The sequence below is a fragment of the Duganella fentianensis genome, assembly GCF_009857835.1.
GTDB classification, from domain to species: Bacteria; Pseudomonadota; Gammaproteobacteria; order Burkholderiales; family Burkholderiaceae_D; genus Rugamonas; species Rugamonas fentianensis.
Window position 1 is genome coordinate 1,188,856 of sequence record NZ_WWCL01000002.1, and the last position, 24,041, is coordinate 1,212,896.

23 protein-coding genes are annotated in these 24,041 nt (G+C 51.4%); 12 read left to right on the top strand and 11 right to left on the bottom strand.

The genetic code is table 11. From position 1 onward, the window contains the following. Positions 1 to 38 precede the first annotated feature (38 nt). From GTP23_RS13070 to GTP23_RS13095, 6 genes are all read right to left on the bottom strand, one after another. Positions 39 to 392: a FlxA-like family protein gene (locus GTP23_RS13070; protein WP_161035516.1), complete on the bottom strand. Its 354-nt coding sequence runs from the start codon at positions 390 to 392 to the stop codon at positions 39 to 41. 94 nt (positions 393 to 486) lie between these two features. Then, the gene (gene dcd, locus GTP23_RS13075) at positions 487 to 1,053 is read right to left on the bottom strand and encodes a dCTP deaminase (protein ID WP_155434009.1); all 567 of its coding nucleotides are present in this window, start codon (positions 1,051 to 1,053) and stop codon (positions 487 to 489) included. Positions 1,054 to 1,108: 55 nt separating this feature from the next. Further along, the gene (locus GTP23_RS13080; protein ID WP_161035517.1) at positions 1,109 to 1,954 is read right to left on the bottom strand and encodes an alpha/beta hydrolase; all 846 of its coding nucleotides are present in this window, start codon (positions 1,952 to 1,954) and stop codon (positions 1,109 to 1,111) included. A gap of 154 nt (positions 1,955 to 2,108) precedes the next feature. Then, complete coding sequence (locus tag GTP23_RS13085) at positions 2,109 to 2,681, bottom strand: PEP-CTERM sorting domain-containing protein (RefSeq protein WP_229256063.1); 573 nt, start codon at positions 2,679 to 2,681, stop codon at positions 2,109 to 2,111. Positions 2,682 to 2,796: 115 nt separating this feature from the next. Continuing rightward, a complete protein-coding gene (locus GTP23_RS13090; RefSeq protein WP_229256064.1) occupies positions 2,797 to 4,518 on the bottom strand; it encodes a DNA internalization-related competence protein ComEC/Rec2 in 1,722 nt (573 codons plus the stop codon). A 405-nt stretch (positions 4,519 to 4,923) separates the two neighbouring features. Beyond that, positions 4,924 to 5,337: a helix-turn-helix domain-containing protein gene (locus GTP23_RS13095; RefSeq protein ID WP_161035520.1), complete on the bottom strand. Its 414-nt coding sequence runs from the start codon at positions 5,335 to 5,337 to the stop codon at positions 4,924 to 4,926. 239 nt (positions 5,338 to 5,576) lie between these two features. Between GTP23_RS13095 and GTP23_RS13100 the strand changes: the two genes are divergently transcribed. The 11 genes from GTP23_RS13100 to GTP23_RS13150 all read left to right on the top strand — a co-directional run bounded on the left by GTP23_RS13100 (position 5,577) and on the right by GTP23_RS13150 (position 15,190). Continuing rightward, positions 5,577 to 6,281 (top strand): hypothetical protein, encoded by a 705-nt coding sequence (locus tag GTP23_RS13100; protein WP_161035521.1) that lies wholly within the window; start codon positions 5,577 to 5,579, stop codon positions 6,279 to 6,281. Positions 6,282 to 6,329: 48 nt separating this feature from the next. Next, complete coding sequence (locus tag GTP23_RS13105) at positions 6,330 to 7,055, top strand: hypothetical protein (RefSeq protein WP_161035522.1); 726 nt, start codon at positions 6,330 to 6,332, stop codon at positions 7,053 to 7,055. An 18-nt stretch (positions 7,056 to 7,073) separates the two neighbouring features. Beyond that, positions 7,074 to 7,538, top strand: coding sequence for a hypothetical protein (locus tag GTP23_RS13110; RefSeq protein ID WP_161035523.1), 465 nt, complete (start codon positions 7,074 to 7,076; stop codon positions 7,536 to 7,538). A gap of 15 nt (positions 7,539 to 7,553) precedes the next feature. After that, positions 7,554 to 8,408 (top strand): flagellin N-terminal helical domain-containing protein, encoded by an 855-nt coding sequence (locus GTP23_RS13115; RefSeq protein WP_161035524.1) that lies wholly within the window; start codon positions 7,554 to 7,556, stop codon positions 8,406 to 8,408. Positions 8,409 to 8,423: 15 nt separating this feature from the next. After that, positions 8,424 to 8,789 (top strand): hypothetical protein, encoded by a 366-nt coding sequence (locus GTP23_RS13120; protein ID WP_161035525.1) that lies wholly within the window; start codon positions 8,424 to 8,426, stop codon positions 8,787 to 8,789. Positions 8,790 to 8,804: 15 nt separating this feature from the next. Continuing rightward, complete coding sequence (locus GTP23_RS13125) at positions 8,805 to 9,251, top strand: HAD domain-containing protein (RefSeq protein WP_161035526.1); 447 nt, start codon at positions 8,805 to 8,807, stop codon at positions 9,249 to 9,251. A gap of 16 nt (positions 9,252 to 9,267) precedes the next feature. Next, complete coding sequence (locus tag GTP23_RS13130) at positions 9,268 to 9,819, top strand: HAD domain-containing protein (protein WP_161035527.1); 552 nt, start codon at positions 9,268 to 9,270, stop codon at positions 9,817 to 9,819. Between the two features lie 604 nt (positions 9,820 to 10,423). Then, on the top strand, positions 10,424 to 11,242 hold the full coding sequence (locus tag GTP23_RS13135; protein WP_161035528.1) for a Hachiman antiphage defense system protein HamA: 819 nt from the start codon (positions 10,424 to 10,426) through the stop codon (positions 11,240 to 11,242). Beyond that, the gene (locus GTP23_RS13140; protein ID WP_161035529.1) at positions 11,232 to 14,354 is read left to right on the top strand and encodes a DEAD/DEAH box helicase; all 3,123 of its coding nucleotides are present in this window, start codon (positions 11,232 to 11,234) and stop codon (positions 14,352 to 14,354) included. The genes GTP23_RS13135 and GTP23_RS13140 overlap by 11 nt, the downstream gene beginning before the upstream one ends. Before the next feature lie 69 nt (positions 14,355 to 14,423). Next, positions 14,424 to 14,717 (top strand): H-NS histone family protein, encoded by a 294-nt coding sequence (locus GTP23_RS13145; protein WP_161035530.1) that lies wholly within the window; start codon positions 14,424 to 14,426, stop codon positions 14,715 to 14,717. Between the two features lie 251 nt (positions 14,718 to 14,968). Beyond that, positions 14,969 to 15,190, top strand: a complete 222-nt coding sequence (locus tag GTP23_RS13150) for a hypothetical protein (protein ID WP_161035531.1) — start codon at positions 14,969 to 14,971, stop codon at positions 15,188 to 15,190. A gap of 28 nt (positions 15,191 to 15,218) precedes the next feature. On the opposite strand, the gene GTP23_RS13155 is transcribed toward GTP23_RS13150, so the two are convergent. From GTP23_RS13155 to GTP23_RS13175, 5 genes are all read right to left on the bottom strand, one after another. Next, entirely contained in the window at positions 15,219 to 16,625 is a 1,407-nt protein-coding gene (locus GTP23_RS13155; RefSeq protein WP_161035532.1) for a DUF6035 family protein, read from the bottom strand. Positions 16,626 to 16,630: 5 nt separating this feature from the next. Beyond that, entirely contained in the window at positions 16,631 to 18,355 is a 1,725-nt protein-coding gene (locus GTP23_RS13160) for a hypothetical protein (RefSeq protein ID WP_161035533.1), read from the bottom strand. A gap of 6 nt (positions 18,356 to 18,361) precedes the next feature. Beyond that, complete coding sequence (locus tag GTP23_RS13165; protein WP_161035534.1) at positions 18,362 to 19,108, bottom strand: PP2C family serine/threonine-protein phosphatase; 747 nt, start codon at positions 19,106 to 19,108, stop codon at positions 18,362 to 18,364. 5 nt (positions 19,109 to 19,113) lie between these two features. Continuing rightward, positions 19,114 to 19,950 (bottom strand): vWA domain-containing protein, encoded by an 837-nt coding sequence (locus GTP23_RS13170; protein WP_161035535.1) that lies wholly within the window; start codon positions 19,948 to 19,950, stop codon positions 19,114 to 19,116. Between the two features lie 384 nt (positions 19,951 to 20,334). Further along, entirely contained in the window at positions 20,335 to 23,097 is a 2,763-nt protein-coding gene (locus tag GTP23_RS13175) for a P-loop NTPase fold protein (RefSeq protein WP_161035536.1), read from the bottom strand. A gap of 259 nt (positions 23,098 to 23,356) precedes the next feature. Here GTP23_RS13175 and GTP23_RS13180 point away from each other — a divergent pair, with 259 nt between their 5' ends. Further along, entirely contained in the window at positions 23,357 to 23,971 is a 615-nt protein-coding gene (locus GTP23_RS13180) for a restriction endonuclease (protein WP_161035537.1), read from the top strand. Positions 23,972 to 24,041: the final 70 nt, after the last annotated feature.

Sequence of the window (24,041 nt, forward strand, 5' to 3'; positions counted from 1 at the left end):
GGACCGGGGCTGAATCAGCCCCTGCCCTGCGCGCCTAATCAGGCCGAGGTATCGATCATACTACCGACCGTGTCATAGCGCTTGTCGCTGCTGCTGGCAGCCGTGCTGCTGCTCGATGAAGTCTGCTGCGAGCTGCTCTGCTGTGACGCCTGCTGGGCAGCTTTCTGCGCTGCTGCGGCCTGCAGCGCGGCGATCTGGGCCTGTATGGCCTGCACCTGCGCTTCGATCAGCTGGGCTTTCTGCTTGCCGGATTCGGACGTGTCCTTGTTGGCCTCGACCAGATCTTTCTGCAAGCTCTGCAGTTGCTTCTGCAGCGCAGCGATCGCGCTGCTGCTATCCGAACTGCTGCTGGCGGCACTTGCCGATGTACTGGAACCTACTGCGCTAACCATCTTTACCTCCCTAAAACGTTACCATTAATGTAGTTAACGGTCACGTCTGTGCAGGACATAGCCTGCACAGTGTAAAGATGGGTAAAGCCTGTCCTTAAGCCTTGGGCAGCGTCACGCCGTGCTGGCCCTGATACTTGCCGTTGCGGTCTTTGTAGGACACTTCGCAGATCTCGTCGCTCTCGAAGAACAGCACCTGGGCACAGCCTTCGCCGGCATAGATCTTGGCAGGCAGCGGGGTGGTATTCGAAAACTCCAGCGTGACATAGCCTTCCCACTCGGGTTCGAACGGTGTCACGTTGACGATGATGCCGCAGCGGGCATAGGTCGATTTGCCCAGGCAGACGGTCAGCACGCCGCGCGGAATACGGAAGTACTCCATGGTGCGGGCCAGGGCGAACGAGTTCGGCGGAATGATGCAGACATCGCTTTTCACGTCCACGAAAGAATTCGAATCGAAGTTCTTCGGGTCGACGATGGTGCTGTTGATGTTGGTGAAGACCTTGAATTCATCGGCGCAGCGGATATCGTAGCCATACGACGAAGTGCCGTAGGAAATCACCTTGCGGCCCTCTTCCTGACGTACCTGATCGGGGAAGAAAGGCTCGATCATCCCGTGCTGCTCCGCCATCCGGCGTATCCATTTATCGCTTTTAATCGTCATCGCAAGGCTATCCTTAAGTTCAAGGGCGGCGCAGGCGCGCCGGATGCCCGAGATTTTACGCGAAAGACCTGCGCTGAGGCAGCTTTTTCCCGCTTTCTTTCCCCGCCTCGGCCAGCAGATTGACGATCATGGCACGGGTTTCCTGCGCCGCCAGCTCGGGCGACTCCATAGGGAACAAATGGCCACCCGGTATGATGCGGAAATGCGGCCCCACCAGCGCCTGCGTGTGGGTGTGGCCGGACTGACTGGTTTCCCACGAATCGGTGCCGCCGATAAAGCCTATCGGCGTGGGGAAAGGCCGCTTCACCAGACGCGACAGATGGTGCGGCAGGCTGGCATAGATGCTGGTTTCGACTTCGCGCGTAAAACGCAGCTGCACGCCTTCGGGATGGGGTTTGAGGCCGCTGCTGATGTAGTCGTGCAACACGCCGGGCGCCCACGCAGCGAAGATATCCTTGCCGGCAAAATGCTGGTAGGCCGCCTCGGCATCCGGCCACACATTGCGGCGGCGGATAGAGTTCTTGGCCGGGGGCACACGGAAGGCATTGCCGCTCAGCTTGATCAGGCGCCAGAACAGCGCCCGCCAGCCAGCCACCACAGGGGCATCTAGCATGACCACGCAGCGCACCAGATCGGGCCGCGCACGCGCTACCATCAGGCTCAGCATGCCGCCCAGCGAATGCCCCACCAGTATCACCGGTTCGCTGTAACGGGCGCTCAGCTCGCTGATATATTCTTCCACCAGTTTGGGCCAGCCGTCGCTGACGGGGTAGTGGGTGCTGTGGCCATGCATATCCAGCGCCTGGATGTCGAAATCCTGTTCCAGCGCAGCAAAGAACTGGCGGTACACGCCCGCCGGATAGCTATTGGCATGCGCAAAATGCAGCTTGGGCTTACTCACAAGCGGTCTCCCTATCGTTGTTTTTCAACCGTTGTGTTCCAACGTTGTTTTACAACTATTGTACCGGCACTCAGGCGACCGTTCGTGGAGAGGAGACTCTAATCAGAGGCCCCGGCGTCCTTTAATTCAGGCAATACAAGGCGCACACTGGCGCTCAGGTGCGGCGGCGTGCGACGGCTGCGAGCAGGACCAGGCCACCCAGCAGCATGGCATAGGTCGCCGGTTCCGGCACGACCTGTACGCTCAAGTTATCGATCGCCGACTGTCCCGAAAAGTTATCATCCGACATGACCACACTGGTCAGATCCGTCCAGCCGTTAAAACTGACCAGCACCGGCAAACCCGAGTAGGAATACACGGTCTTGGAAAAGACCAGCTGATTGCCCCGGTAACCTTCGAACAGGGTGCCGCCGTCCTGCCAGACTTTAGTCAGATACAGGGAAGCCAGACTAAATTTTGCAGCGTTGGAAAACGTCGCCGGCCCGCCATGGCCATTGAATGCGCTATTGGGCGAGCTGATCACCGTACCGCCGTAACCGGGGTCAAAACTAGTCTGTTCGCCTTTGATCACGTAATAGTTATCCCAGCTAAATCCGGAATAGCCATTGTCGATCACCGAACCGTTGCTATCAGTTTTCAGATCATCAAAGTTTATCGTGGTCGCAAACGTTGCTGCTGCGGGAACAGTGAGCGCAACCCAAACCAATGCATGACGAAGCAGTTTCATCAGAATTTCTCCAGTTCTAATCTGTGTACCCATCATAACGTAAAATATTAAAATAATGATACTTGATGACAAAAAAAGTAATCATTCATACCACTACCGGTCGCCAACCGTCTACTCAGGAAGTGTGCCAGTAGCGCGCATGGCGGCGGCGATAGCTACTCGTGTGTATGTGCTGACCGTCGAAATACACAGTAACAGCGCCGGCATCATCTGTCCTAAAGCAGCCGATACCACGTGCCAGGTAGCGTGCAAAGATTTCCGGCTTGGGGTGGTGGTAGCGGTTGCGATAGCCCACCTGAAAGATGGCCAGCTCGGGCTGGACCATCTGCAGGAATTGCTCGGTCGAAGAAGTGCCGCTGCCATGATGTGGCACCAGCAACACCTGTGCCTGCAAACGTACGCCGTATTGCTGCACCAGCGCCCGTTCCTGGGCTGCCTCGATATCCCCGGTCAGCAAGATGGCGCTAGCACCCACCGAAATCTTCAGCACGCAGCTGCGCGCATTGGGGCGTGCATCCGCCCTGCCAGCTGCAGCCGCAGGCGGGTGCAGGATTTCGAACAGCACGCCATCCCAGCGCCAGTTTTGACCTGCCGCACAGGAAAAGTCAGGCCGCAGCATCCGGCGCAGCACGTGCTGTTCAGGCAGCGACGAGCGCAACTCAGCCACCTCCAGCCCGCGCACGATGGCAGCTGCGCCGCCGATATGGTCGTAATCCCCATGGCTGAGCACCAGACTATCGAGACGGCCTATGGCGCGCGCCTGCAGATAAGGCAGAATGATCCGCTCACCCGCATTACTGCTACCGGAAAACACGCCGCCTGTATCGTAGAGCAGGCGATGCTGTGCCGTTTCGATCAGCACCGCCATGCCCTGCCCTACATCGAAGGCAATCAGCTGCAAATGGCCGGGACGGGGCGAGGCCGGCTGGGCCGCGAGCAAAGGTATCCAGCTTGCCAGGCCCAGCCAGCGCATCGGCCAGCCGCGCGGCGCCAGCAGCCAGGCCGTTCCCAGCACGCCCCAGGCAACCAACCACGACGGCGCCACCGGCGCATGCCAGACTGCCACCGGCAGGGCTGCAGCCCCGTCCAGGCCACGGCTGAGCGCCGCGACGACGGTGTGCGCCACCAGCAGCAAGGCACTGCACACAGGTTGCGGACAAACACTGCCCAGCAGGGCGAGTGGCGTCACCACCAGGCTGATCAACGGGATCGCCAGCGCATTGGCGAGTGGACTCAAAAGTGACACCTGGGCAAACAGCAGTACGCTCAGTGGCAGCAATCCCAGCGTGATCACATACTGGCTGTGCATCGCCGCACCGATTACTGGGCGCAGGCGTGCGACAAGCTTGCTCCAGCCCGCCACGCCCGCCGTGGTGTCGTCGCACCGCTGCCCAACAGTGCCGCTACCGCCATACAGCAGCAGTGCAACGGCGCCGAAAGACAGCCAGAAACCCGGCCACAACACGGCCCATGGATCGAGCACCACTACCACCAGCAGGGCGCAGGCCAGAATATGGCTGGCGCTGGCCAGCCGGCCGCACCAGCGCGCCAGTGCCACGACCAGCAACATATACAATGTGCGCTGAGCCGGCACGCCCCAGCCGGCCAACAGCACATAGCACAGAGCCGCCAGTGCTCCCGCTAGCGCCCCCACCTTCTGCGCAGGGCAGCACAACGGCAGCTGTGCTGTCGTGTAGCAGGAACGGCGCCACAGAAGCTGGGCCAGCGTGGCACACAGGCCTGCCACCATGGTGATATGCAAGCCCGAGATGGAAATCAGGTGACTGATGCCGCTACGTGCATAAGTCTGCCAGTCCGACCGGGTGGTGGTGTACATTAAAGTTCTGCCCTCGGACATATAGTTCTGCCCTGGCTCTTTTAGAACACATAGTTCTGCCCTAAGAACTACGTTCCCACCTGCACTCAACCCAAAAACCGATACGCCTGGGACGTTAAGTGTTTGATTTTTCAAGCATCGACACCACCACGACAATTGTGTCTTTACGAGCGGAGGAAGCGAAGCACCTTCGCCCCGTTGAATAGCAAAGCTTTAAGAAGATAGGTCGAAAGCCCGAAAGGGATACAAAAAGGCCTGCCTTGAACACATAGTTCTGCCCTGGGGGTGGGCCTCGACATTAAAGTCCTGCCCTGGAGACATTGGCAGCAAAAATAAGCCAATTCATCGATTTTGGAAGCTCAGCCTTCCCTAAACCGAAGCGTATCAGGACGGGCGTCCCATCACTTAAACAGCGATAAGGTCCAGTCCGTCAATTCCAAGCGCCACGGCAAGGGCTTCTATTTGGTCGATGGATGAGTTTGCCTGACCTCTCTCCAGGGTGTTCACGAAATTCACCGACAAACCCGCACGCTCAGAAAGGCGCTCTTGGCTGAAGCGACCAGCTCTTGCTTGACTGACTCGCTCTGCAATGGTCTGTGAATAAGGCGGCAACGGCCCCGCCGAAAAAACCGAGTGCGCGACCAAGACATCCATTGTCTCAAAAGTCACGTTGTGCACAGCGCGCTCTAGCTGCCCCAACCGGGCCCGGTGAATCCCCATTTGAGCCGCCATTTCTTGAATAGTTAGACCTTGAGCCTGACGCGCTGACCGAATGTAGGCAGAAAATTCGATTCTCAGGTTTTGTGGCAACGGTCTCATGTCCCGTTGAGGGTGCCGCAACCTTAATGCATTTTCCAGACGATATAAAGCTCCACGTTTTGCGACTCCATTGTTTACATTTCATAGACTAATAATTACAATCCATTTCCAAGGCGAAACGCCTTGCATCTGGCGCATGAACGACACCGAACATTGTTGATTGAGGATTTTGCACCTCAGGGCCCCGCTTTGCCCGTTCATTACGTTACGAGTACTTATTTCGACTGGGACATTTGGCTATGTTTATTGCAGATTTCTTATTTTCATTTCCAGAAGTATTGCTACAGCAGTCGGTACGTCTTGAAGTTGAAGCACTCGCCGTGGGCAATGCCGGTCGCATGCGCGTGACCTACCGCGTCGGTGACAAGGACAACAGCCTATCGCCCGTGTGCGTAGCGTGGCTGGAGGGCTACAAGCCGTGGAGTGAGAGTCCCGAAGCCTTGTTATTACGCGCCATGCACGTGCTCCAGGTCGAACAAGCTTCAAAGATGCCCTGCGCGCTGCTCAAAGGGTCCGTCCAGCAAATCAAATTGTCCGTCGCGGGCTTCGACGCCCGAGGAGAAACGGGGGTCGAGCTTGTATCCCTCGACCTTATCCGACGGGACCAGTGGAACCGATTTGTGCTGAGGCAGTACACCCCCACCCTTTCCGCCACGCGCTTCGATTTGGATTTCTTTAATGGGAACGCCCTTGCCGCAGCATTTAAAGCAGTTCGTGCAATTCAACCTGTCAACATCGACATGCGGACCATGCCCGCCACCCAGCCTGTCGATGTAGTTATTGACACATCAGGCATTCGCTACGTACTTCGCGAGCAAATTCCATCATATGCCCTAGAAGCCTTTGACGCATTTAGCCGCCGCTTCCGTCTGGCGTCGTGCGGCTCAATTAAAAGCAAAGCGCTTGTCCATGCCCGCGACTGGGAACAATTCGTCGCTGCCTGACCGCCGAGCCAGCTCTCCAATTTTCCTAACAACAGAAAGGTCTTTTTTGTGCGTATCACTACTGCTGTCGTAATCGCTACTGCCGCGCTGGCTCTCTCGGCTTGCTCTACCACCAGGGGACCTGGCGAAGATGGCTACAGGCTGCCTGGCGCTGGCCCCGCATCGAATGAAGAGTTTGAAAAAATGAAGGGGCATCTCGAGCAAAACGCTCGTTCGTCAACTGCCAAGGCCACTGCTGAAAAAGCAGTGGCAAGCGATGTAAAGCCGGGAGTCATCACTATCGGCCACGTCGGAAGCCTGCGTGAAGTAGACCCAGCTGCTATGTCTGACTTCTACAAGAAATCATATTTAGCAAGTGCGGAAAAATGGCACCTGGGAGCCGCACCCGCAATGTCCGAATCGGAGTTCACGAGTTCCATCGCGGGCTACACCGGCATCACTACCTGGAATATTCCCGGATTTATTGCGCGGCGTACGACCGCTGTTGTGCTGAAAACGGATGTGCCACTCATCGACTTCCCCGGAAAGTTTTCCGCAAGCTTCTGGGGCACGACCGGCGACCTCGTTGCTGCCCGCTCGAATCCTGACGGTTTGTTTTTCGTCACCAGTGTGCTTTGCAAGGAGAGCGCCACTGATTACAAAGCGTGCTCGGAGCAGTTCACTCGCGGGAACTTCGATGCGAACACTGGTGTAGAGCTCGAAAACGACCTGTCGCAGAAAGTCGATGGCAATCGCATCGATGTAACGACCTTCAAGGCCGTTCCGAAAATCTAAGCACACAGGAACACTCACATGAAAAAAGCAATTCTCAGCATCGCTATCGCGTCGGCGGCATTGACGGCATGCACAACGGAGCAAGTCGGACAATTCGCTCGCGCAATGCAGACCAACGCACCTGCGACACCACAGGTAACGCCAAAACCAAGTGTCCCGGCAGCCCCGCCTGTTTCGTTGGCATCTGCGGGTACGCTCAACCAGTGCCGCACTGAGCTGTCACCATCGCGTGACGCATTGCTCGTCACCGCTGGCCACAACAATTCGAATCAGTATTACACATGCGCTGTCGGCAGCCCCATGACGCTCCGCCGTGCCTCGCCCAGCTTCAATGCCCATCTTATTGCGCTCGTCTGTGACCTATCTAAGCCTGTCGTCAACACGCCCGTCGATGATGGCGATAACACCATCGTCAACTGCACGTACCCAGGCCCTGGCCGTCTGCCGAGTGTCGTTGATGGCGTGCCGGTGAAAGCAATCTGACGCAGGAGACTACGTATGCTGAGCTTGCGCACAAACTCTGCTGCGATGTCTGCTATTAGCGCTGCTGACCGCGCCGGTCGTGCAGCTGCTTTGGCGCAGGCTCGGCTTTCCACCGGCTATCGCGTCAATTCGGCGATGGATGACGCGGCAGGCCTTCAAATCGCCACGCGGCTTAAGGCCCAATCCAGTGGTATAGCAGTCGCGATGCGAAACACGCAGAACGGCATTTCGATGATGCAGACGGTCGAGGGGACTGTTCAGAATATCATCTCGCTGTACAGTAGAATGCATGACCTCGCGATTCAAGCCGCCGATGGTTCCTCAACCCAGGAAGATAAAGCGGCGTTACAAAGCGAGTTCGCCGCGCAGTACGATGAGGTCTGGAACCAGCTGGGACTTCAATGGGCTGGAGAGGACTTGTTCATTACAAGGGCTCCTCAGTACAACGCGAAGCTTTGGTCTCCGTTCAACCTTCAGATTGGTGAATCGTCGAGCGATACGATGACGGTGGACTTGCGCCCTGTCGTGGGGCAAACCCCTCTGGGTCTTAAATGGGGAACCACCGAACTCCAGACCGTCTTAACGCAAAACGCGAGTCAAACTATCGACGACACCGCGCAAGCTATAGACATTTGGAGCGCTGTGGGGAGCGCGTTAGGTGCCATCTCGAATCGTCTTGAGCACGTGTACGCCAACCTTGCCAACGAATCCGCGAATACCCAGAACGCGACGGGGCGAATTTTGGACACTGACTACGCCAGTGAAACTGCTAGCGCGACCTCCGCGCAGATGCTTGAGCAAGCGTCTACTGCAATGCTGAAGCAGTCGAACAGTACAGCCAGCTTAACGCTTCCGCTAGTTAGCCCCTAACCCAAAGGAGTGACCATGCAGACTGATTCGCTGCGTCGCAATGAAATTCCAGCCGATTTCCCACGCGAAGAAGTGCTGGGTTCTATTGGCGGTACACAGCCCAAACTCCTACTGAAAAAAAGTGCCGACGGTACTTACGGACCACTCAGGGTCAGTGAAGAAGAGTTGCAGGCACGGTTTGAAGCGGCAGATGACATTGTTGGCCAGCTCCGGGCCTACTTCCTTCGTAAGCAAGTTGAAAATCCCGACTGGACGGCTGAGCAGAACCTGGAACGCATTCGCCAGGGCCTGGCCAGCAAAGCTGAGAGTGGACATTGGCCCTTCACGCCAGCGGAGCAAGCATGGATTATGAACCGGCTGCGTAACCTCTGTAACTTATAGCGGAAAAGTGAGTCGATGATTTTATTTCTCGATTTTGATGGCGTTCTCCATCCGGACATTACGTACGGTGATAGCGCGCTGCTTTGCAAGCTACCTGTTCTCGAAGACGTGCTCCGCCGCAGACCGGCCGTGCAGGTTGTGGTCAGTTCAACCTGGCGCGAAAAGCGCTCGTTACTCGAGCTCCAGTCGCTCTTCAGTGCAGACATCGCGCCGCGCATTATCGATTTGACGCCCGCATGGCGCGAAGTGCAAAGCGATGAAGACTTCGGGGCTTACGTGCGACAAGCTGAAATTGAGTCTTGGCTCCGGACTACAGGCCGCGTATGGGAGTCGTGGGTTGCGATTGACGACCAGCCTCATCTGTTCCGTCCGTTCTGCAAAAACCTGCTCGCCATTAATCCGGCTACAGGACTGACGGAAGCCGATGCCAAGGTTCTGGAGTTGCGACTTGGAGCCCCATAAGCCCTGGAGAAATGAAATGCTCAACTCCTTAAACCATCAACAGCCAGTGGTATTTCTCGACATAGACGATGTGCTGTGCGTGCATCGAACTTTCAACACCCGTGAAGTGTCGGCGGCACTAGCGGGCGACTCTACCGTCGAGGCAAACCAGGTGTGGCAGCAGATTTTTCACTCTACAGCTGTCGAAAGCCTGCGCCAGCTGCACCAAGAATTCGAACCAGCCTACGTGATTAGTTCAAGCTGGACGCAGGATTTGACCCAGGCGCAGCTTTGCGAGGTGTTCCGACATACAGGGCTCAGCTTTTTGGCGGACGCATTGCACGAACATTGGTGTACGCCGCGTGACGATGACAGCTACCGCCTGGTCGAAATTGACGCGTGGCTCGATACCCATGCGCTGCTGTCGCCAGTACCGTTTTTGGTCATCGACGATTTGGTGAGCGGCCAGTCTTTGCGCGACTCGCATCTTGAGGAAAATACGGTTCTCTGCGAAGCCGGGGCAGGATTTTTGTTAGTCCAACTGCGCCATGCTCGGGAGGTACTGAAGAAGCAGCTTGCCATCTCATAGTGGATATTGATACATGAAGCGACTCATCGATTCCCTCTACGATTACGCTCTCGGCTATGCGCTCTTGTGCTGGATTTTCCAGCGCCCCGTACTTGTTTGGCCGCGCCGCTTTTCCTGGCTCCTTGATGCGTTTATTGCAGACAGCGATGAGCTCGAGGTGTACCTAACATCCTTGAACATCAGGTACGACCGTCGTCGTATCGGCCGAGACGACGATGGGACATTGCCCACAACGCCTGGCAGATTTTCTGACATCGCGGAATTCGACCGCGCTAGTGACTTACGCTCAAGATAGCCTATAGGAAGGCAAGCTATGCCGCCAACTATGGCTGCCCTACGTTTACGCTGGTCGTATTTATGAACCTGCGGTCTCGGGCTCCCCAAGAACAAGCAAAAAACTTTTTGTGATGTTGGTTTCCCTTCCAACGGACTGAACTATTGACGTCTAGTTTCTCAGTCAAATATTCCAATTTGTAAATTCCTCAACTCCACGGTCTAAACAAATTTAATATCATTTTGCAAGTAAACAAATTTTTCCGTTTTGGTAACGACACTTGTAGAATAGCACGGTAGATATGTCAGCCCGCCTATAGCGCGTTCAAAGATGAGCCCCCCAACGTACTTAAAACTTCTTACAAATACGGGCAAAGTTGTCCAAACCGATGAAGGGCAGTCTGTCCCAATCTGGGAGCTTACGGTTCCTCCTAGTGACGACCCGTGTCTCAAAGAGTGGGCCGCGCAGTTTCGGCAAAACTACTGCCTTGATTCCGATATAGATGCTTTAAGAGATGGCACAGGGCTTAGTCGTTCCCAGTACCTTTTAGACTTTGCCTTTCCAGATGAGAAGGTCAAGCCTGGCCCCTCTATTCGCGCAGGCGATTTCGCGGAACTACTCATCTCCGACTACGTCGAGTACGTACTTGGTTATTGGGTTCCTCGTGGTAAGTACAGCGAAAAAGAAAGCCGAAACGAGTCAGCAAAAGGAGTGGATATTCTTGGGTTTAAAGTTTTAAATCCAGGCGAAGCAGACAAAAATGATGAGTTATTAACTTTTGAGGTAAAAGCTCAGCTATCGGAAACTGCATATAACTCAAAGCTTCAAGAAGCAATTGACCATTCCCATAAGGACTATTTGCGCACAGCCATTTCATTAAATGCCGCGAAACGTCGATTCATCAAAGGTAACGACGACGAGAAAATTGATTTAATTGCTCGCTTTCAAAACAAGGATGACCGGCCGTTTATATATAAATCCGGAGCAGCAGCAATGCTTTCAACCACTGCGTTCGACGAGAAAAAATTAAAGTCTTCAACTGTGGCAAATCACATAAACCGAAAAGACCTTCAGTTGATTGTCATTAAAGGCTCGGGCCTGATGGCCTTGGCTAACGCTATTTACAAGCGAGCTGCTGATGAAGCCTGAGTATCGAAGCCAAAATGTTTTGAAGATAACGCGCTCAAAGGGGAAGATGTATGAGTTTGGGATTGACGAATCTCACCATATCGCAATCCCCGATGGAGTCGAACCGGCTTCGTTATTTTTGCTGACTGTGGGCATCCTTGGCGACTACGCAGCCGAGATAGCAAATTCCCCTGACGCCGAGATTTCTCCAGGCGAGGAGCTTCAGTTCTCCGCAAAATTCTTTGACGCCTATCTCGCGTCTAGGTTTGATGACGCTCCTTCACAGGATGTTCTTTTACTTGCCTCCGCTGCCTACTATCTTGCGGAGCGCCCCGGCAGCAGTTTTGTTCTTGCAAAAAGACTTGTGAGTACTGCGGAAGATGATAGCGTTGAAAATTTTCTGCGCTGGTTGTTGAATGCGAAGTGGACGGAGCCCTTAACAGGCGTCGGTGCATTTTCTGAGAAGATTAACGCCCTTGCTTCGGAGATTTCGAATCATTTTATTTTTGGACTTCCAGACGCTCGTACTTTGCACAAGTCGTTCTCATCGCTTCGGAAAACCGTCTACCAATGGGGAACACCAAGAAATCTACTGTTCACTGACCTGGTCGTGGCTGTCGCGGCAATGCGCGTAGAGGCCTCTTCCTGGGAATTGCTTCCTCGTTACACGGGCTTACCCGCGCCGCTATGGGCCACGGCATTGCAACATCCGCACTTTCCAAAAGAGCTTTGGCCGTCTCAGGTTTTGCTAGGCATAAACGGCATCTATAACGGTGTCTCAGGCTTGGTACAAATGCCGACCAGCGCAGGCAAAACCCGCTCTCTGGAAATCATTTTGCGGAGTGCCTTTCTGTCTGGTCGTGCAAAGCTGGCGGTTGTTGTCGTCCCCTTTCGAGCTTTATGCCATGAAGTAGGCGGCTCGTTGCGCGAATCATTTGCATCTGATGACGTGAAAGTCGATGAACTTAGCGATGCCCTGCAAATGGACTTCATGGCGGAGATAGCTGAAATATTTGGGGGTACGGCACCTTCCACAAAATACATCCTGGTTCTCACGCCGGAAAAATTGCTATACGTGCTGAGGCAGCAGCCTGCTCTTTCCCAGCAAATTGGCTTGGTGGCCTACGACGAGGGCCACCAGTTTGACTCTGGCTCTCGCGGCATCGTGTATGAACTACTGCTGACTGAACTTAAAGCTATCCTTCCAAGCAATGTGCAAACCATTCTCATCTCTGCCGTGATTAAAAATGCTGCTCCTGTGGCAAATTGGCTGATTGGGGATGGTGCTGTGGTGGTGGATGGCACTACGCTTTTCCCAACGGCCAGGTCTATAGCATTCGCGTCCTGGTTAGAAAGTGCAGGCCAGCTCCGCTTCTTTGATGAAAGGCCAGTACGCCGAGACAAGTATGACTATTTTGTGCCGAGGGTCATTGAGCAGCAGGTCTTGCTTAAAAAACCGAGAGAAAAAGAGCGGAAATTTCCTGAAAAGGGGAAAGACGCAGCTAAGGATGTCTCCTTGTACTTGGGAATCTCACTAGTCCCGCAGGGTGCTGTAGCAGTTTTTTGCGGAAAAAAAGATACTGCGGAAGGCATGGCCAAACGAATAGTTGAGGTTTACTCGCGACAGTACCAGAAGGCCGCCCCAAATACCTTTTCTGACCAAAATGAAATTTTGGCCATGACATCATTGCTTGGCAAGCATTTTGGCGAAACGTCTTACCTGTTTAAGGCCGCAGAATTGGGCTGCTTCGTTCATCATGGCAATACGCCACATGGAGTTCGTTTAGCAGTTGAATATGGCATGCAGAAGAGCTTGCTGAAATTCGTGATTTGCACCTCCACCCTTGCTCAAGGAGTCAACTTGCCGATTAGATACTTAATTGTCTCAAGTATTTATCAGGCGGGAGAACAAATTAAAACTCGAGATTTTCTCAATCTTATCGGTCGCGCAGGCCGCGCAGGGATGCATACCGAGGGCTTGGTAATTTTTGCGGATTCGTCGGTCATTGATGATACGACATCCAAAAAATGGCAATTTGATATGTCAGCCAATCTTCTAGCTCCGGAGAAGTCTGAGGACACATCAAGCTCTTTACTGAGCATAATCGCCCCGATTCCCGATGAGACTAAGAAGCTTATCCTTCCGATGTCGTTCTCTGATTTGGCGCAGTTACTTGTTGCTACGGATGAGCAAATTAGTCATTGGGCCCATCAAAAGGTACGTGAGGTTCGAGGATTTACGGCGGAGTGGTTAATTAAACAGATTAAGAGAAAACGTCAACTTCAGAAAGCTCTCGAAAGTTATTTGATGTCAAATCGCGGGTTTGACACTCAGGATGAGTTTCAGAGCCACGCTGCATCCTTGGCAGAATCCACATTGGCCTTCTCAATAGCGACGGACGAACAGAAGGAGCAGTTACAAATATTGTTCCGAACTGTAGCAATTTACGTTGATGGGGTAGCACCACGACAGGACAAGCAGCACATCTATGCAAAGACCTTGCTAGGCGTGGCTGACGCGCGCACTGTTGAAGAATGGGTTGAACTGAATAGGGAGTCTTTGCTTGGCATCCAGACTAACGACGAATGGCTGAAGGCTATCTGGCCTCTCTTCCAGGCAATCTTGGACAGTATGTTTTTCCATTCTGTTCTTCCTCCTGATGTTCCCTATTTACTCGCAAAGTTATGGATTAATTCTTCACCATATTCCGCAATTCTAGAGAATGCCAAGCTAATGGGAGGTACTCGTCCATGGGGTGAGGGAACGAGAAAGCTGACCGAACAAGATGTTATGGAGTTTTTAGAAAAGCAGTTATGCTTTGAGTGCTCCTTGATTGTATCCGCTGTTTCACAATTTCTTTTTGGAAGTAATCTAGCAAGCGAAGAAGCCACTGTTTTGCAGTTTTTCCAAAAGTCACTTAAGTATGGCCTTAAAGACCGCCTGTCGATATCTGTTTTCGATGCAGGATTAGCAGATAGGGTAATTGCAATTGATGTAGCCGAAGCATTACGTGGGTCTGGTTACAGCGAACAATATGCGTCAACCGCTTTTAAAACGCATCGCCCCGTCATTGCTGCATCCATTGCGCAGTATCCTGCCTATTTTAAAAGTATCCTGGAAAATATCAGGTAGGAATCAGTGTTGCCATAGCCCCTTCGCCCCTGCTATGCTAAATTATCTTGGTCATTCCTTGGAGAACATATGTCATCGTATCTCGAAATACAAGCTCAAATTGCTGAACTTCAGAAGAAAGCCGACGCCGCCCGCCATGAAGAGCTGGCCAATGCAAAAGCACAAATTGCTGGCATCATGAAAGAGTTTGGGCTCACTCTTGCTGACCTTGGCTCCTTAGGAAAGTCGAAGCCTCAAAAGGTTCGGCAACCTGTTCCAGTTCAGTTCCGTAATCCAGAAACTGGAGAACAATGGACGGGCCGAGGGCGTGCGCCGAAGTGGTTAGAAGGTAGGGATAAAGAACAATTCCGCATCAAAGACTGACTTTGTATTCTTCCGGCGGAAGGTTGCACTTCGCGGTCTTCCGTTGTCACGCTAATTCTACCGACCGTAGCCCCGCCCCTGCTGTCCTGTTATCAACCGTCTCTGCTCCGTCGTTCTCCAGAATTGTGCATCCAAACGTAATATCCACGCAAAAGCTCATGCTCGGTAGCCGAGCATTGACCTATCTCGCGTCGCCTGCCAGGCTTTAAGGATAGGCTAGAACTCATACTCTATTGGCCCCGGAGGCAACAATGAGCACTGAGCACCCGACGCTGGGCACCGTGACACGCGAGGCCCGTCATGACGTTCCAACCGCAGAGCTGGTCAACCAGGGCATAGCCATGGTTGAGTCTGGAGGAAAACGGAAGGCTGCTGCGTTTCTGCACAAAAACGGCGTTGGCTTTCCTGTCATCGTGCGAGTCTTAAACGACAGGGATATAGGCTCTCGACGCGCTCCATCAAAAAAAGCTTAACAGCGGACGTCAGCTAATGAGTCACCGTTTAGTAGGGCATTTTCGTAAAGAGTTCAGGAAACAAAATTGAGATAGCTTCGTCATACTGCGAATCATGTTCATACTGAGGTTCCCTGGAGCGTAACGCATCTTGGCTCTTGCGCATCCTTTCCGCCCATTTACCCGACTTGTCCTCTGCTCGGATTTGCTCAGTGCGGCCATAGACCTTTAGGGCAAGACGAAAGATTCGTAAATATTGAGGATGTCCACCTGCTATGCGGTGTGCGACCTCAACCACACGATTGAATCTCCAGCCGATTACCTTCCCATGCTTCGCGGTGTAGAGTGCACTGACCAGAATGTGATACGGGTCCTTAGGGTAATTAGGAAGACGAATTCCAGAGGCACGGACACCACGATAGAACTCCTGCCAAATCTCAGAAATCGGGCGCTCATAGTCATCGTGGGCAATCCAAGCCGCCTCAAAATTCTCTCGTGCGACTTGCAATAGCGCCGATTCTTGTTGGGCTAACTGGGCTAAGGCAGTAGCAAAGTCAAAATAGAATACCTGCTGCCTTTTTAGGTCAAAGGTAAGGTCTTCAAATGAGACGCTCTGCCTCTTCAGAGGCCCCACAGTCGTTGCGGAGAGCGGCTCAGCCCAAGCACATTCGAAATGCAGCGACTTGGTAGAAATCGATAGCTGCGCTATGTCCTCGTTCATAAGGAAAGCGTTTTGGTTATTGTTATAGAAGACGTCGTCCTGAGTTAATTTTCTTCCACTGTCGTTGAACTCTGCAAAAACCCAAAAGAGCAGCCCATTTTCCCCCGTGTAGAACTGCCGCCTTTCCGCAATTACGTCTAAAAAGGTGGTCGATAACTGGATTTCAAAAGCAACTCGCACGGACGTCCCATCATCGGCCGTGTACAGCGATTGAACATCTGGCTTTCGCCAAGTGCCACTTAGCCCCTTCCATGTGCTCTCAACTTCGACCTCGCTGAAATGTGCATCAGCCAGCAAGGAGCGCCGCACCAGCTCTTTCATTCGCAAATGCAGGCGGCTTTCTTTGGCACCGTTGTACTTCCGGGCTGTGATTTCCTCTTGCGTGAGTTCGCCACGGGTAATGGCTGAACACCTACCGTCCTCAACGGTATGCTTAAAGAAGAATCTCCTAGTGTCCTTTCGAGATAATAGACTAACTGGAACACCGCATTCGGCACAAGCAAAGAGGGGCTTGTCTACCAGCTGTGCAGCCTTAATGTCCATCCGTAACTGAACTGCTTTGGCGTAATCAGTCCCTACAATCTCGGCCAAGCTATGATAAGTGCCGTGTTCAAGGTCGAGTACCTCAGGTATCTCAGGGTCGGGCACATAAAACGGCGGCAGCGGCTGGTTTATCGTGGAGTTCACAGTAAGTGTTTTAATTTTCGGTGCGCCAGCTCTTTCCAACAGGCGCACATGGTTCAGCTGAACAGCTTTTGGATGGCGCGAAGAATGCGCGAGACGAGACCTCCTTGCGGCACACTGCTATAACTTGTGCGAGGGCGAATGGCCTCATTAGGCTGCGGATAATTCATAGGTGGCCTCTTTTGAGACGACGGCGCAGATACAGCTACTTGCTGCCTTGGCTGCGACGAAGGCTGCATCGTGACTGGCTTTGCGCTTCCGCCCGCTTGCTGCTGCATGCGCGCTAATGCCTGCTGGTTGGGGGTTAAAGGCTTTTGCTGAACAGGGCGTGCTCCACCTTGTGAGCCTTGTGAACGAACAGACGGAGTCTCCCCTGGTCTCGATGCGCTCCCAATTAATCGTTGTAACGCGTCCGCGTTCGATGGTTGCTCAGTACGCGGTTGGGCTGCTATTGGGTTTAACCGATATTGTGCCTCGTCTGCTGTGATGAGCACTAGCTGGCTCAACGATGTAGCAGTTATCGTGATGCTTTCATACCGGGACTTTTTTTGGCCACGATACACTGGCTCTACCAAACCACGAATGGCGACCCAACGACCAATCCACTCTGAGCTCGGCTTTCGATTTCCCGTAGATAGCGCCTCACTCCACAACGCGATTTTTACGCTTCGTGTTCGCCAGTCGCCGAAGTTCACGAAGATGTAAGGCTTCCCGTGTTTGGTAAACGCATTTCGCACCTCAACCACTCGACCGACAAGCTCAACCATGTCGCCGATGTGCTGTTCAAACAGGTCATATCTTGCGCCGTCAAGAACTGGGTACTGGCTTATATATCCCTGCCGCAGCTGTATCGAGCCAGCGCGCTGCTTCAAGACATCAAACGCAGGAATACTCTTCGCAGCCAAGAAATCAGGCAAGCGTGGGACCTGCTCGAATCGGCCCGCGCAGATTGCGATGAAATTTTTTACGTCTCTAGCAAGGCTGGGGATTTTCCCAATCTCTGCAAGAATTTTGGATGCAGTGGGCGCAGAAAAATCATTAGCCCTAAACACAATGACTCCCGCCCCACTTTGCGACGAGAACCAAAGATTGGGCTGGGCGACGAGCGCCCGAAGTGCAAGATTGATTGATATCAGGGAGAACCTGTCGAGCGTCGAGTCGTAATGCTTTGCTGCACGTCCAGGATGCTGATAATCACGATGTCCTAATTCGGAACCACCAAGAGAGGCCAACGCAGGCACGAACATCCCGTCGTAATCGATTAGCTGAAGCTTCTTGCCCTGGTCCGCAACCATGAGATTCCCTTCCTGGATATCTCCATGCGCAAGATTGTTCAGGGCTAAGTAGGCTTCCATCTCACTCAGCGAATTTACCAAGTTGCCTAAAGCAGCCGGGTTGTTATAGTTGTCTTCAACGAACTCCCCGAGCGTGACACCAGAGGCCCAAGTCATCTTTACAAGAGGATGCAGAGCTCCATTCGCTCTCAGCCCCTTCGCTTGATATTCGAACTGAACGAAATAGGAGGAGCGTAAGCCAGACAGGCACTGAGATATAGCTGCATATCTTTTTTCGAGATTGGGGGCATCCCGGTGGAAGCAACGAACGGCGTACTTCGTCCCACTAGCCTCTAGCGCATAGGTTAACGCGAAGCCACCCGAAACAACTATCGGTGTACCTAAACCGGATGCACGAACGCGCCCCGCAGCTAGTGCCGGGTCAGTGAATACAACCTGAGGACTCTGTACAAGCTCCTGATACTGTTCAATGCTAGGGTACGTCATTTGTTTCTAGTCGTTTTCGACGACCAATCTAAGGATTGTAGAGTCGTCCAGTTTTATGCGACGCTCTGCCCGAAGGTTTAAAACGAGCTCGGCAAATTCAGCCTCTGTGGTGACTGCTTGTATCGAATCGAAAGAACTGACATCAGCACTGGCTTCGCGAAGCAACCACTGCCCTACAGCATCTGTTGCCAAATAGATGATGTCCCCCGGCTCGACATGCCATGTTTTGCTCGTGTGCTGTTTAAAAAAATCTGAATCGGCCAAGAAAGCATTTTCGAGCCTGAGGGTCGAAAGCAACTGCGGGCGTTCCTCAAACTCTTCGGGCGAAGTGAAGGGGTAGCTGAAAACAACTGCGCCCTGCCGATAATGAACAGCAAGGCAATCTCCGATAGATAGGACCTCAACCTCATTACCATTTTCAGCAAGTTCTAGGGTGAGCAAGGTCGCAAAGCTTCCCCTTTCGAACGCTAACTGTTTGGACCAAGAGAGCGCATCAAAATCGATTCCGTTTTCATAGGCTGCCACCGCGTCCATCACCCAGTCCTTCAGGAGCCAGCCCTCAGTAGTACACGGGTCGTCAGCATAGCGCTGAACCAAGAGCTGCGCCCATCGCTTCGAGTCGTACGACTCCGACGCACCATCAGACAGCGCGATATGCGTGGTCCGCTCATCAACGGACCACGCGTCCTCGTTCAAGTCCGGGGCCCCCAAGTCCTTCGGAATCGAGGCGTGATAATCAAGACGAAGTTTCACAGGACCTAGCGCAGCTGCGAGGCCCTTGTACCGATGTCGAAGAAGTCCACAATTTCTCCAGCTTCCGCGTTGAACACATAGCCGCGAGCTTCAGTAGAAATAGCATTCCCTTTATCCTGGACGGCCTTTACTAAGTGAGCAGGCAGAGCGCTAGACATGCGGAACAGCAGCTTCGCATACTGGTCTGGCAGTACACCTTCGCCAGCTGGGAACGAAATGGGATTACCTGGTTGAGCGCTGACATGCAGATTCAACAGCAAGACATTGCCGTCATTGGTAGCAAACTGACGAAGCGTCTCGGCCAGCTGCTCAGGGTCTCCATCGGTCGATTCCCCGTCAGTCACGTGGAGGACAGTAGGTGGATAACTGTCGGGGTGACTGTCACACCAAGCCGCGAGTTCAATGCCGGCGCGTTGAATGGCTTCGCACATAGGCGTGCCACCGTTAGCACGAGGCTCAAACCAAACAGGGAACTTGATGGATTGCTCAATGATGCCTCCAGCGCCGTCGTCAACCTTACGCTTTCGGTCTTCTACCCGCAGCGGATTAGCCTCAATGGCGGAAATTGGATTCAGAATCTGGTGACTCAAAGCACCGTGAAGGCTGTTCTGTGCGCCGCCGTCCCCGTAACCAATCACGCCGATATCGAAGTAATCACGAACCCCATCAGCTTTGGTACAGCGCGTTACCAAGTTCATGAAAGTCCTGTTGAGCACGTCAGCGACGAACTGAGCTTTGGTCTTCTCCATGCCTGCCATGCGGTCCCCCATCGAGCCGGACTGGTCAACTAGGAACAAGAATGCAGTGGGAGCAGTACGTTGAATTGGAGCTTGATAAGGCATTTTGGACTCGCTTCGTGACTATTGGATACACAATTTTAAGCGAGCCGGTCAAAAAAAATCCATACGGAAATTCAAAATTTGACAATTCTATTCAAATGTTAATTTTGGAGAGATTTTTCACCACTTATTCCTGTATGGGCCTGTGAATTGTCACTCGCCTACTCCTCACGCTCAGAGGTATCCCAGCGCTGGAGAATGGCGGTTGCCCCAGGGCGCAGCTACGATGCCTTGCTGTACGGCTAACAGCAGTAAGTAAAGCTTACAAATACCATATCACACTTGCTGGCGCGCAATCTTTTCAAGAAAAAAATTTCGGGGTACCTTAAGATACCAATGCTATGCGCCGGAAGGCGCATAGCATACTCCTAAAGAGTCATATTCAAGTTAGGATTCTAGGATAGGCATCAAAAAGCTGATGAATTTTTTTTCTACAAAATAAACGCTGCCCGCGTATTTTGAAGCGGATTTTTTTAGATTTTCTTGCCAATCCAACCAACCGTTCAATTTTACGAATGGAAGAATATTATTTACCAAAATTGGATAAATCTGCTCGTCGTTAAATAGCTCAGTCAAAAAAGTGTTCCCCGAAGCAATAATCGAATCATTATTTGTATATCTTTGACAACCGAGATAAATCCAAAGGAAAATTATATTTCCCGCCAACGAATACAGCATATCCTTAGAATCAATTACAAAGTTATCATTGTCCTCTGGGTTATTCGGGAATTTCGAACGAAGCGTACCAAGATAAAAATACAAAACATTGTTATCTATTGACGCAATTCTTTTCTTTACCTCCTCCGAAGTGGCCGCCACTTCATATAAAAATGGAAGAGTAAAAGCTACCTGCTCAACTGGAAGCTGCGTCCGGTCTTTAACGCGAGCTATAAAATTTTCTACAACCCTCAAGGGCACTTCTAGAGAATTGTGAACTAGCGCTCGATAAGCGGAAATAAACGGCCTCACCGGCCAATTACGATACTTCTCGTCAGCCAGATAATTCCATATATCAAGTTGTCGTGGAGCAGGCTTGAGTCCAGTACAGCTCATTCCCCCTTGTTCAATTTCATCGCAGATACGAACCCATTCCTCAACAGGGCCAGGAATAGAAAGGCCATCAAGAAATACTTCACCTATGTAAGCCTCAACTTGCTTACTATTTCGCAAAACGTTCACATTGAAGACGATTTCTTTGGGACCGCCAACATGGCCGTTGAACCACAGGGAATTATTCTGCGAGTAAGCATCCCTTGTTTTTTTCAATAGCCCAAGAAATGCTTCTCTATGGTTTTCTCTTTTTAAATCATTTACCAAAGTCAAAATTACATTCACAACGCCTGCCTCTTGCAATGAAAGCAAAGTGACGGAATTGAGTGAATTGTATATATCCTGAACCATCTGTTCTCTTTGCTCTCCGTATTTTCGTCCAGAAGTAAACCCTTCCTCAGAAATTAAACCGCTACAAATCAAATTGTTAATATTAAGAAGCAGTTTCGCGGGGTCCGAATGACTTTGCGAAAGACCCTTCGATAAGTTGGATGCGAGAACATCAAGGAAGCCAATTTTTCTTCCAAATTCTCTCAGCTTTTCAAATCCTTTCCTGTCGTTCATTGCTTGGTCAATCAAGGGAACATATAGCTTTTGTATCGCCTTTTCTCTTTCCACATTGTAAATTAACACTGCAAGGTCACTGGATATTTCCTCACCAAGAATTCCCGGATATTTTTCAATTCCTAAGTTGCTAGTCATCAGCTCCATTCCCATACTTTGGAGGTCATATTTTCTCCTCAATATTGAGAATAGAGCATGTGATTCTAAACATAAAGTCGGCCATTGCAACGCCGTAGAAACCATATTATTAATAATACTTATAATTATTCTTGGAGTTACCTCAACTTGACTTGACAACTCTTGAGATATAAGAATAAATATATTATGAACAGTCTCCGGGGAAACCTCATCCCCAAAGGCTAAAATTAAATTATCACGTAAATAACTCTTAAAATCAGATATTGTAGGATAGGGAACCGCAAAACTAACCTGAATGACCTTATCCAAAAAGCCGGTTGGTATATGAGGCGCGGCCCCTTCCATAGCGCCATCCTGATTCAACGTGATACCAGAAGAGGCACAAGGGATGACAACCCAAAACCTTTTAAACCATTCAAATCCAGAAAATTCAGAATTGTCCACAAACGAACGCAAAACTGCCCATACTTCTTCAACTTCGCCAGCAGGAAGTCTGTCGAAATTATCCAAAACAATAACAATTTTAAAGTTTTCATAAGCTAAAGCAGAGCTGAGGAAATCTTTAAATTGCTTCTGAAATTCAATCGTAGTTGGTTCGTGGTCTTCAACCGTCGTGGTGACCTCTCGGAGGTATGTTTTTTGTTGAAATACAGTCCAAATCTTGTCTAATTCGCGCTCTCTCTCAGACGGCAATGAACCGCAGGTATTCCAATACACGCGTACATAATTAAGAAATATGGAAACGAACGGTAAGAAAAGAATACCGGCTCCGGCATATAATTTCCCGTTCTGCATTTCCGCTGACTGATTAGGCACCAATCCAGAGGAAACCAAAGCAAGTCCAACAGGAATCAGTAATCCAATAAAAATTAACCAACGCCCAAATCTATCTATTTTTGGAAAATTAAATTTCTCAACAACTTTTGACTTCTTTGAATATCTTTCCTTAATCTCAATTAACTCATCAGTTGCTAAGTTGTTTTTAAGCTTATCAAGCTTCTCTTCTAATTTGTTTTCCTGTTTTTTATAGGAATCAACCTCGTCAGCGCTTTTCCCCTTCCTCACTCGCCGCCGTAATTTATCTAAATGCTCCGTTAACAGCTCTGACGTATTCAAAACCGAATCGAAAAGCCCATTTACGAATGCACGCCTGAGTGGTTCCCCTTGATGAGTCCACGCATCGAACTTATAAATAAATGTGACGGAGCTCTCCTCTGAAATTTTCTTTTCGAGAATCTTGATAATAGACGACTTTCCGCTCCCCCAAGCGCCATCCAGCCCAATGGACTTCCCCCCCTCCGAAGTCGTCATCAAAGACCAAATGGCATTTGCTATTGGTTCGTGCGAATTAAAACTGTCTCTGTCAGTTGGGATATCTTCAATAATTTTAGCGACCATATAGATTTTTTTGCGAAGTAGTTCACCAGTTAATTGAAATTGAATCTTTAGTTGTAAAATATTACAATAAGAACAGCTCCATGGTGCATATTTTTAGATGTCAACACCCGAAAAACATGAAGCAGGACGTCTCTCGGAAGGAGCGCTTCCGTATCAAGCGACGAAACGGTCGAAGACCGGAAGACAAAAAAGGTCGACCTCCAGTCAGGGTAAAATCTCTATACACTATGAAACCTTAACAACGGATTGAAGAACCAAGATGGCTGGCAACAATACCTTCGCCACACCTGAATCGAGCGATGACTTTGAGGCTATGTGTCATCAGCTGTACAGCTTGGTCTGGAATGACCCTGGCTGCATGCGGGTCGGACGGTCTGGGCAAAGTCAGTTTGGCGTAGACATCCTAGCTTTTGATGGAACCCGCAACGTAGGTATCCAGTGCAAACACTACACCAAGACAAAGTTCACAATAGCGACCGTCCAGGGGGATGTGCAAAAAGCGGATGATGCAAACCTTCAAATCGGCCATCTTTTATTCGCAACTACCACGGCAAGCGAAGCTGAAATTGTTCGCCAGGTTCATGAGTTAAGTACGTCCAGGAGAGCGAGCGGAAAATTCACTGTCTCAGTTGCATTTTGGGGCGACATCTGCGGCCACATCCGTGTGCACCCCACGGTAGGTAAAAGCTTTATTCCGAACTATCCTGGCGGCACAATTCTGAAAATCAGCGAGGAAAGCAGCGAGATACTTTCGTTGGTCCGGGACGTTAGCTTAAAGCTTAACAACCTTCCCGGGGCAAGCGGTACTGAGGTTGACAGAAGCGGTTCCGGTTTTTCGGACAGTAGGATAAGTGGATGCCTTGCTTCACAATAGCGGCCGCAAGGCCGGATTTTAGGAGCAAAGGCATGACGAAAAGAACAAGACGGAACCACTCAGCGGCGTT

Bases quoted from the DNA above. Each gene is read 5' to 3' on its own strand.
- GTP23_RS13070 (WP_161035516.1), bottom strand. From the start codon at position 392: ATGGTTAGCGCAGTAGGTTCCAGTACATCGGCAAGTGCCGCCAGCAGC.
- dcd (WP_155434009.1), bottom strand. From the start codon at position 1,053: ATGACGATTAAAAGCGATAAATGGATACGCCGGATGGCGGAGCAGCAC.
- GTP23_RS13085 (WP_229256063.1), bottom strand. From the start codon at position 2,681: ATGAAACTGCTTCGTCATGCATTGGTTTGGGTTGCGCTCACTGTTCCC.
- GTP23_RS13090 (WP_229256064.1), bottom strand. From the start codon at position 4,518: ATGTACACCACCACCCGGTCGGACTGGCAGACTTATGCACGTAGCGGC.
- GTP23_RS13095 (WP_161035520.1), bottom strand. From the start codon at position 5,337: ATGAGACCGTTGCCACAAAACCTGAGAATCGAATTTTCTGCCTACATT.
- GTP23_RS13100 (WP_161035521.1), top strand. From the start codon at position 5,577: ATGTTTATTGCAGATTTCTTATTTTCATTTCCAGAAGTATTGCTACAG.
- GTP23_RS13110 (WP_161035523.1), top strand. From the start codon at position 7,074: ATGAAAAAAGCAATTCTCAGCATCGCTATCGCGTCGGCGGCATTGACG.
- GTP23_RS13115 (WP_161035524.1), top strand. From the start codon at position 7,554: ATGCTGAGCTTGCGCACAAACTCTGCTGCGATGTCTGCTATTAGCGCT.
- GTP23_RS13120 (WP_161035525.1), top strand. From the start codon at position 8,424: ATGCAGACTGATTCGCTGCGTCGCAATGAAATTCCAGCCGATTTCCCA.
- GTP23_RS13125 (WP_161035526.1), top strand. From the start codon at position 8,805: ATGATTTTATTTCTCGATTTTGATGGCGTTCTCCATCCGGACATTACG.
- GTP23_RS13130 (WP_161035527.1), top strand. From the start codon at position 9,268: ATGCTCAACTCCTTAAACCATCAACAGCCAGTGGTATTTCTCGACATA.
- GTP23_RS13135 (WP_161035528.1), top strand. From the start codon at position 10,424: ATGAGCCCCCCAACGTACTTAAAACTTCTTACAAATACGGGCAAAGTT.
- GTP23_RS13140 (WP_161035529.1), top strand. From the start codon at position 11,232: ATGAAGCCTGAGTATCGAAGCCAAAATGTTTTGAAGATAACGCGCTCA.
- GTP23_RS13145 (WP_161035530.1), top strand. From the start codon at position 14,424: ATGTCATCGTATCTCGAAATACAAGCTCAAATTGCTGAACTTCAGAAG.
- GTP23_RS13150 (WP_161035531.1), top strand. From the start codon at position 14,969: ATGAGCACTGAGCACCCGACGCTGGGCACCGTGACACGCGAGGCCCGT.
- GTP23_RS13160 (WP_161035533.1), bottom strand. From the start codon at position 18,355: ATGACGTACCCTAGCATTGAACAGTATCAGGAGCTTGTACAGAGTCCT.
- GTP23_RS13170 (WP_161035535.1), bottom strand. From the start codon at position 19,950: ATGCCTTATCAAGCTCCAATTCAACGTACTGCTCCCACTGCATTCTTG.
- GTP23_RS13175 (WP_161035536.1), bottom strand. From the start codon at position 23,097: ATGGTCGCTAAAATTATTGAAGATATCCCAACTGACAGAGACAGTTTT.
- GTP23_RS13180 (WP_161035537.1), top strand. From the start codon at position 23,357: ATGGCTGGCAACAATACCTTCGCCACACCTGAATCGAGCGATGACTTT.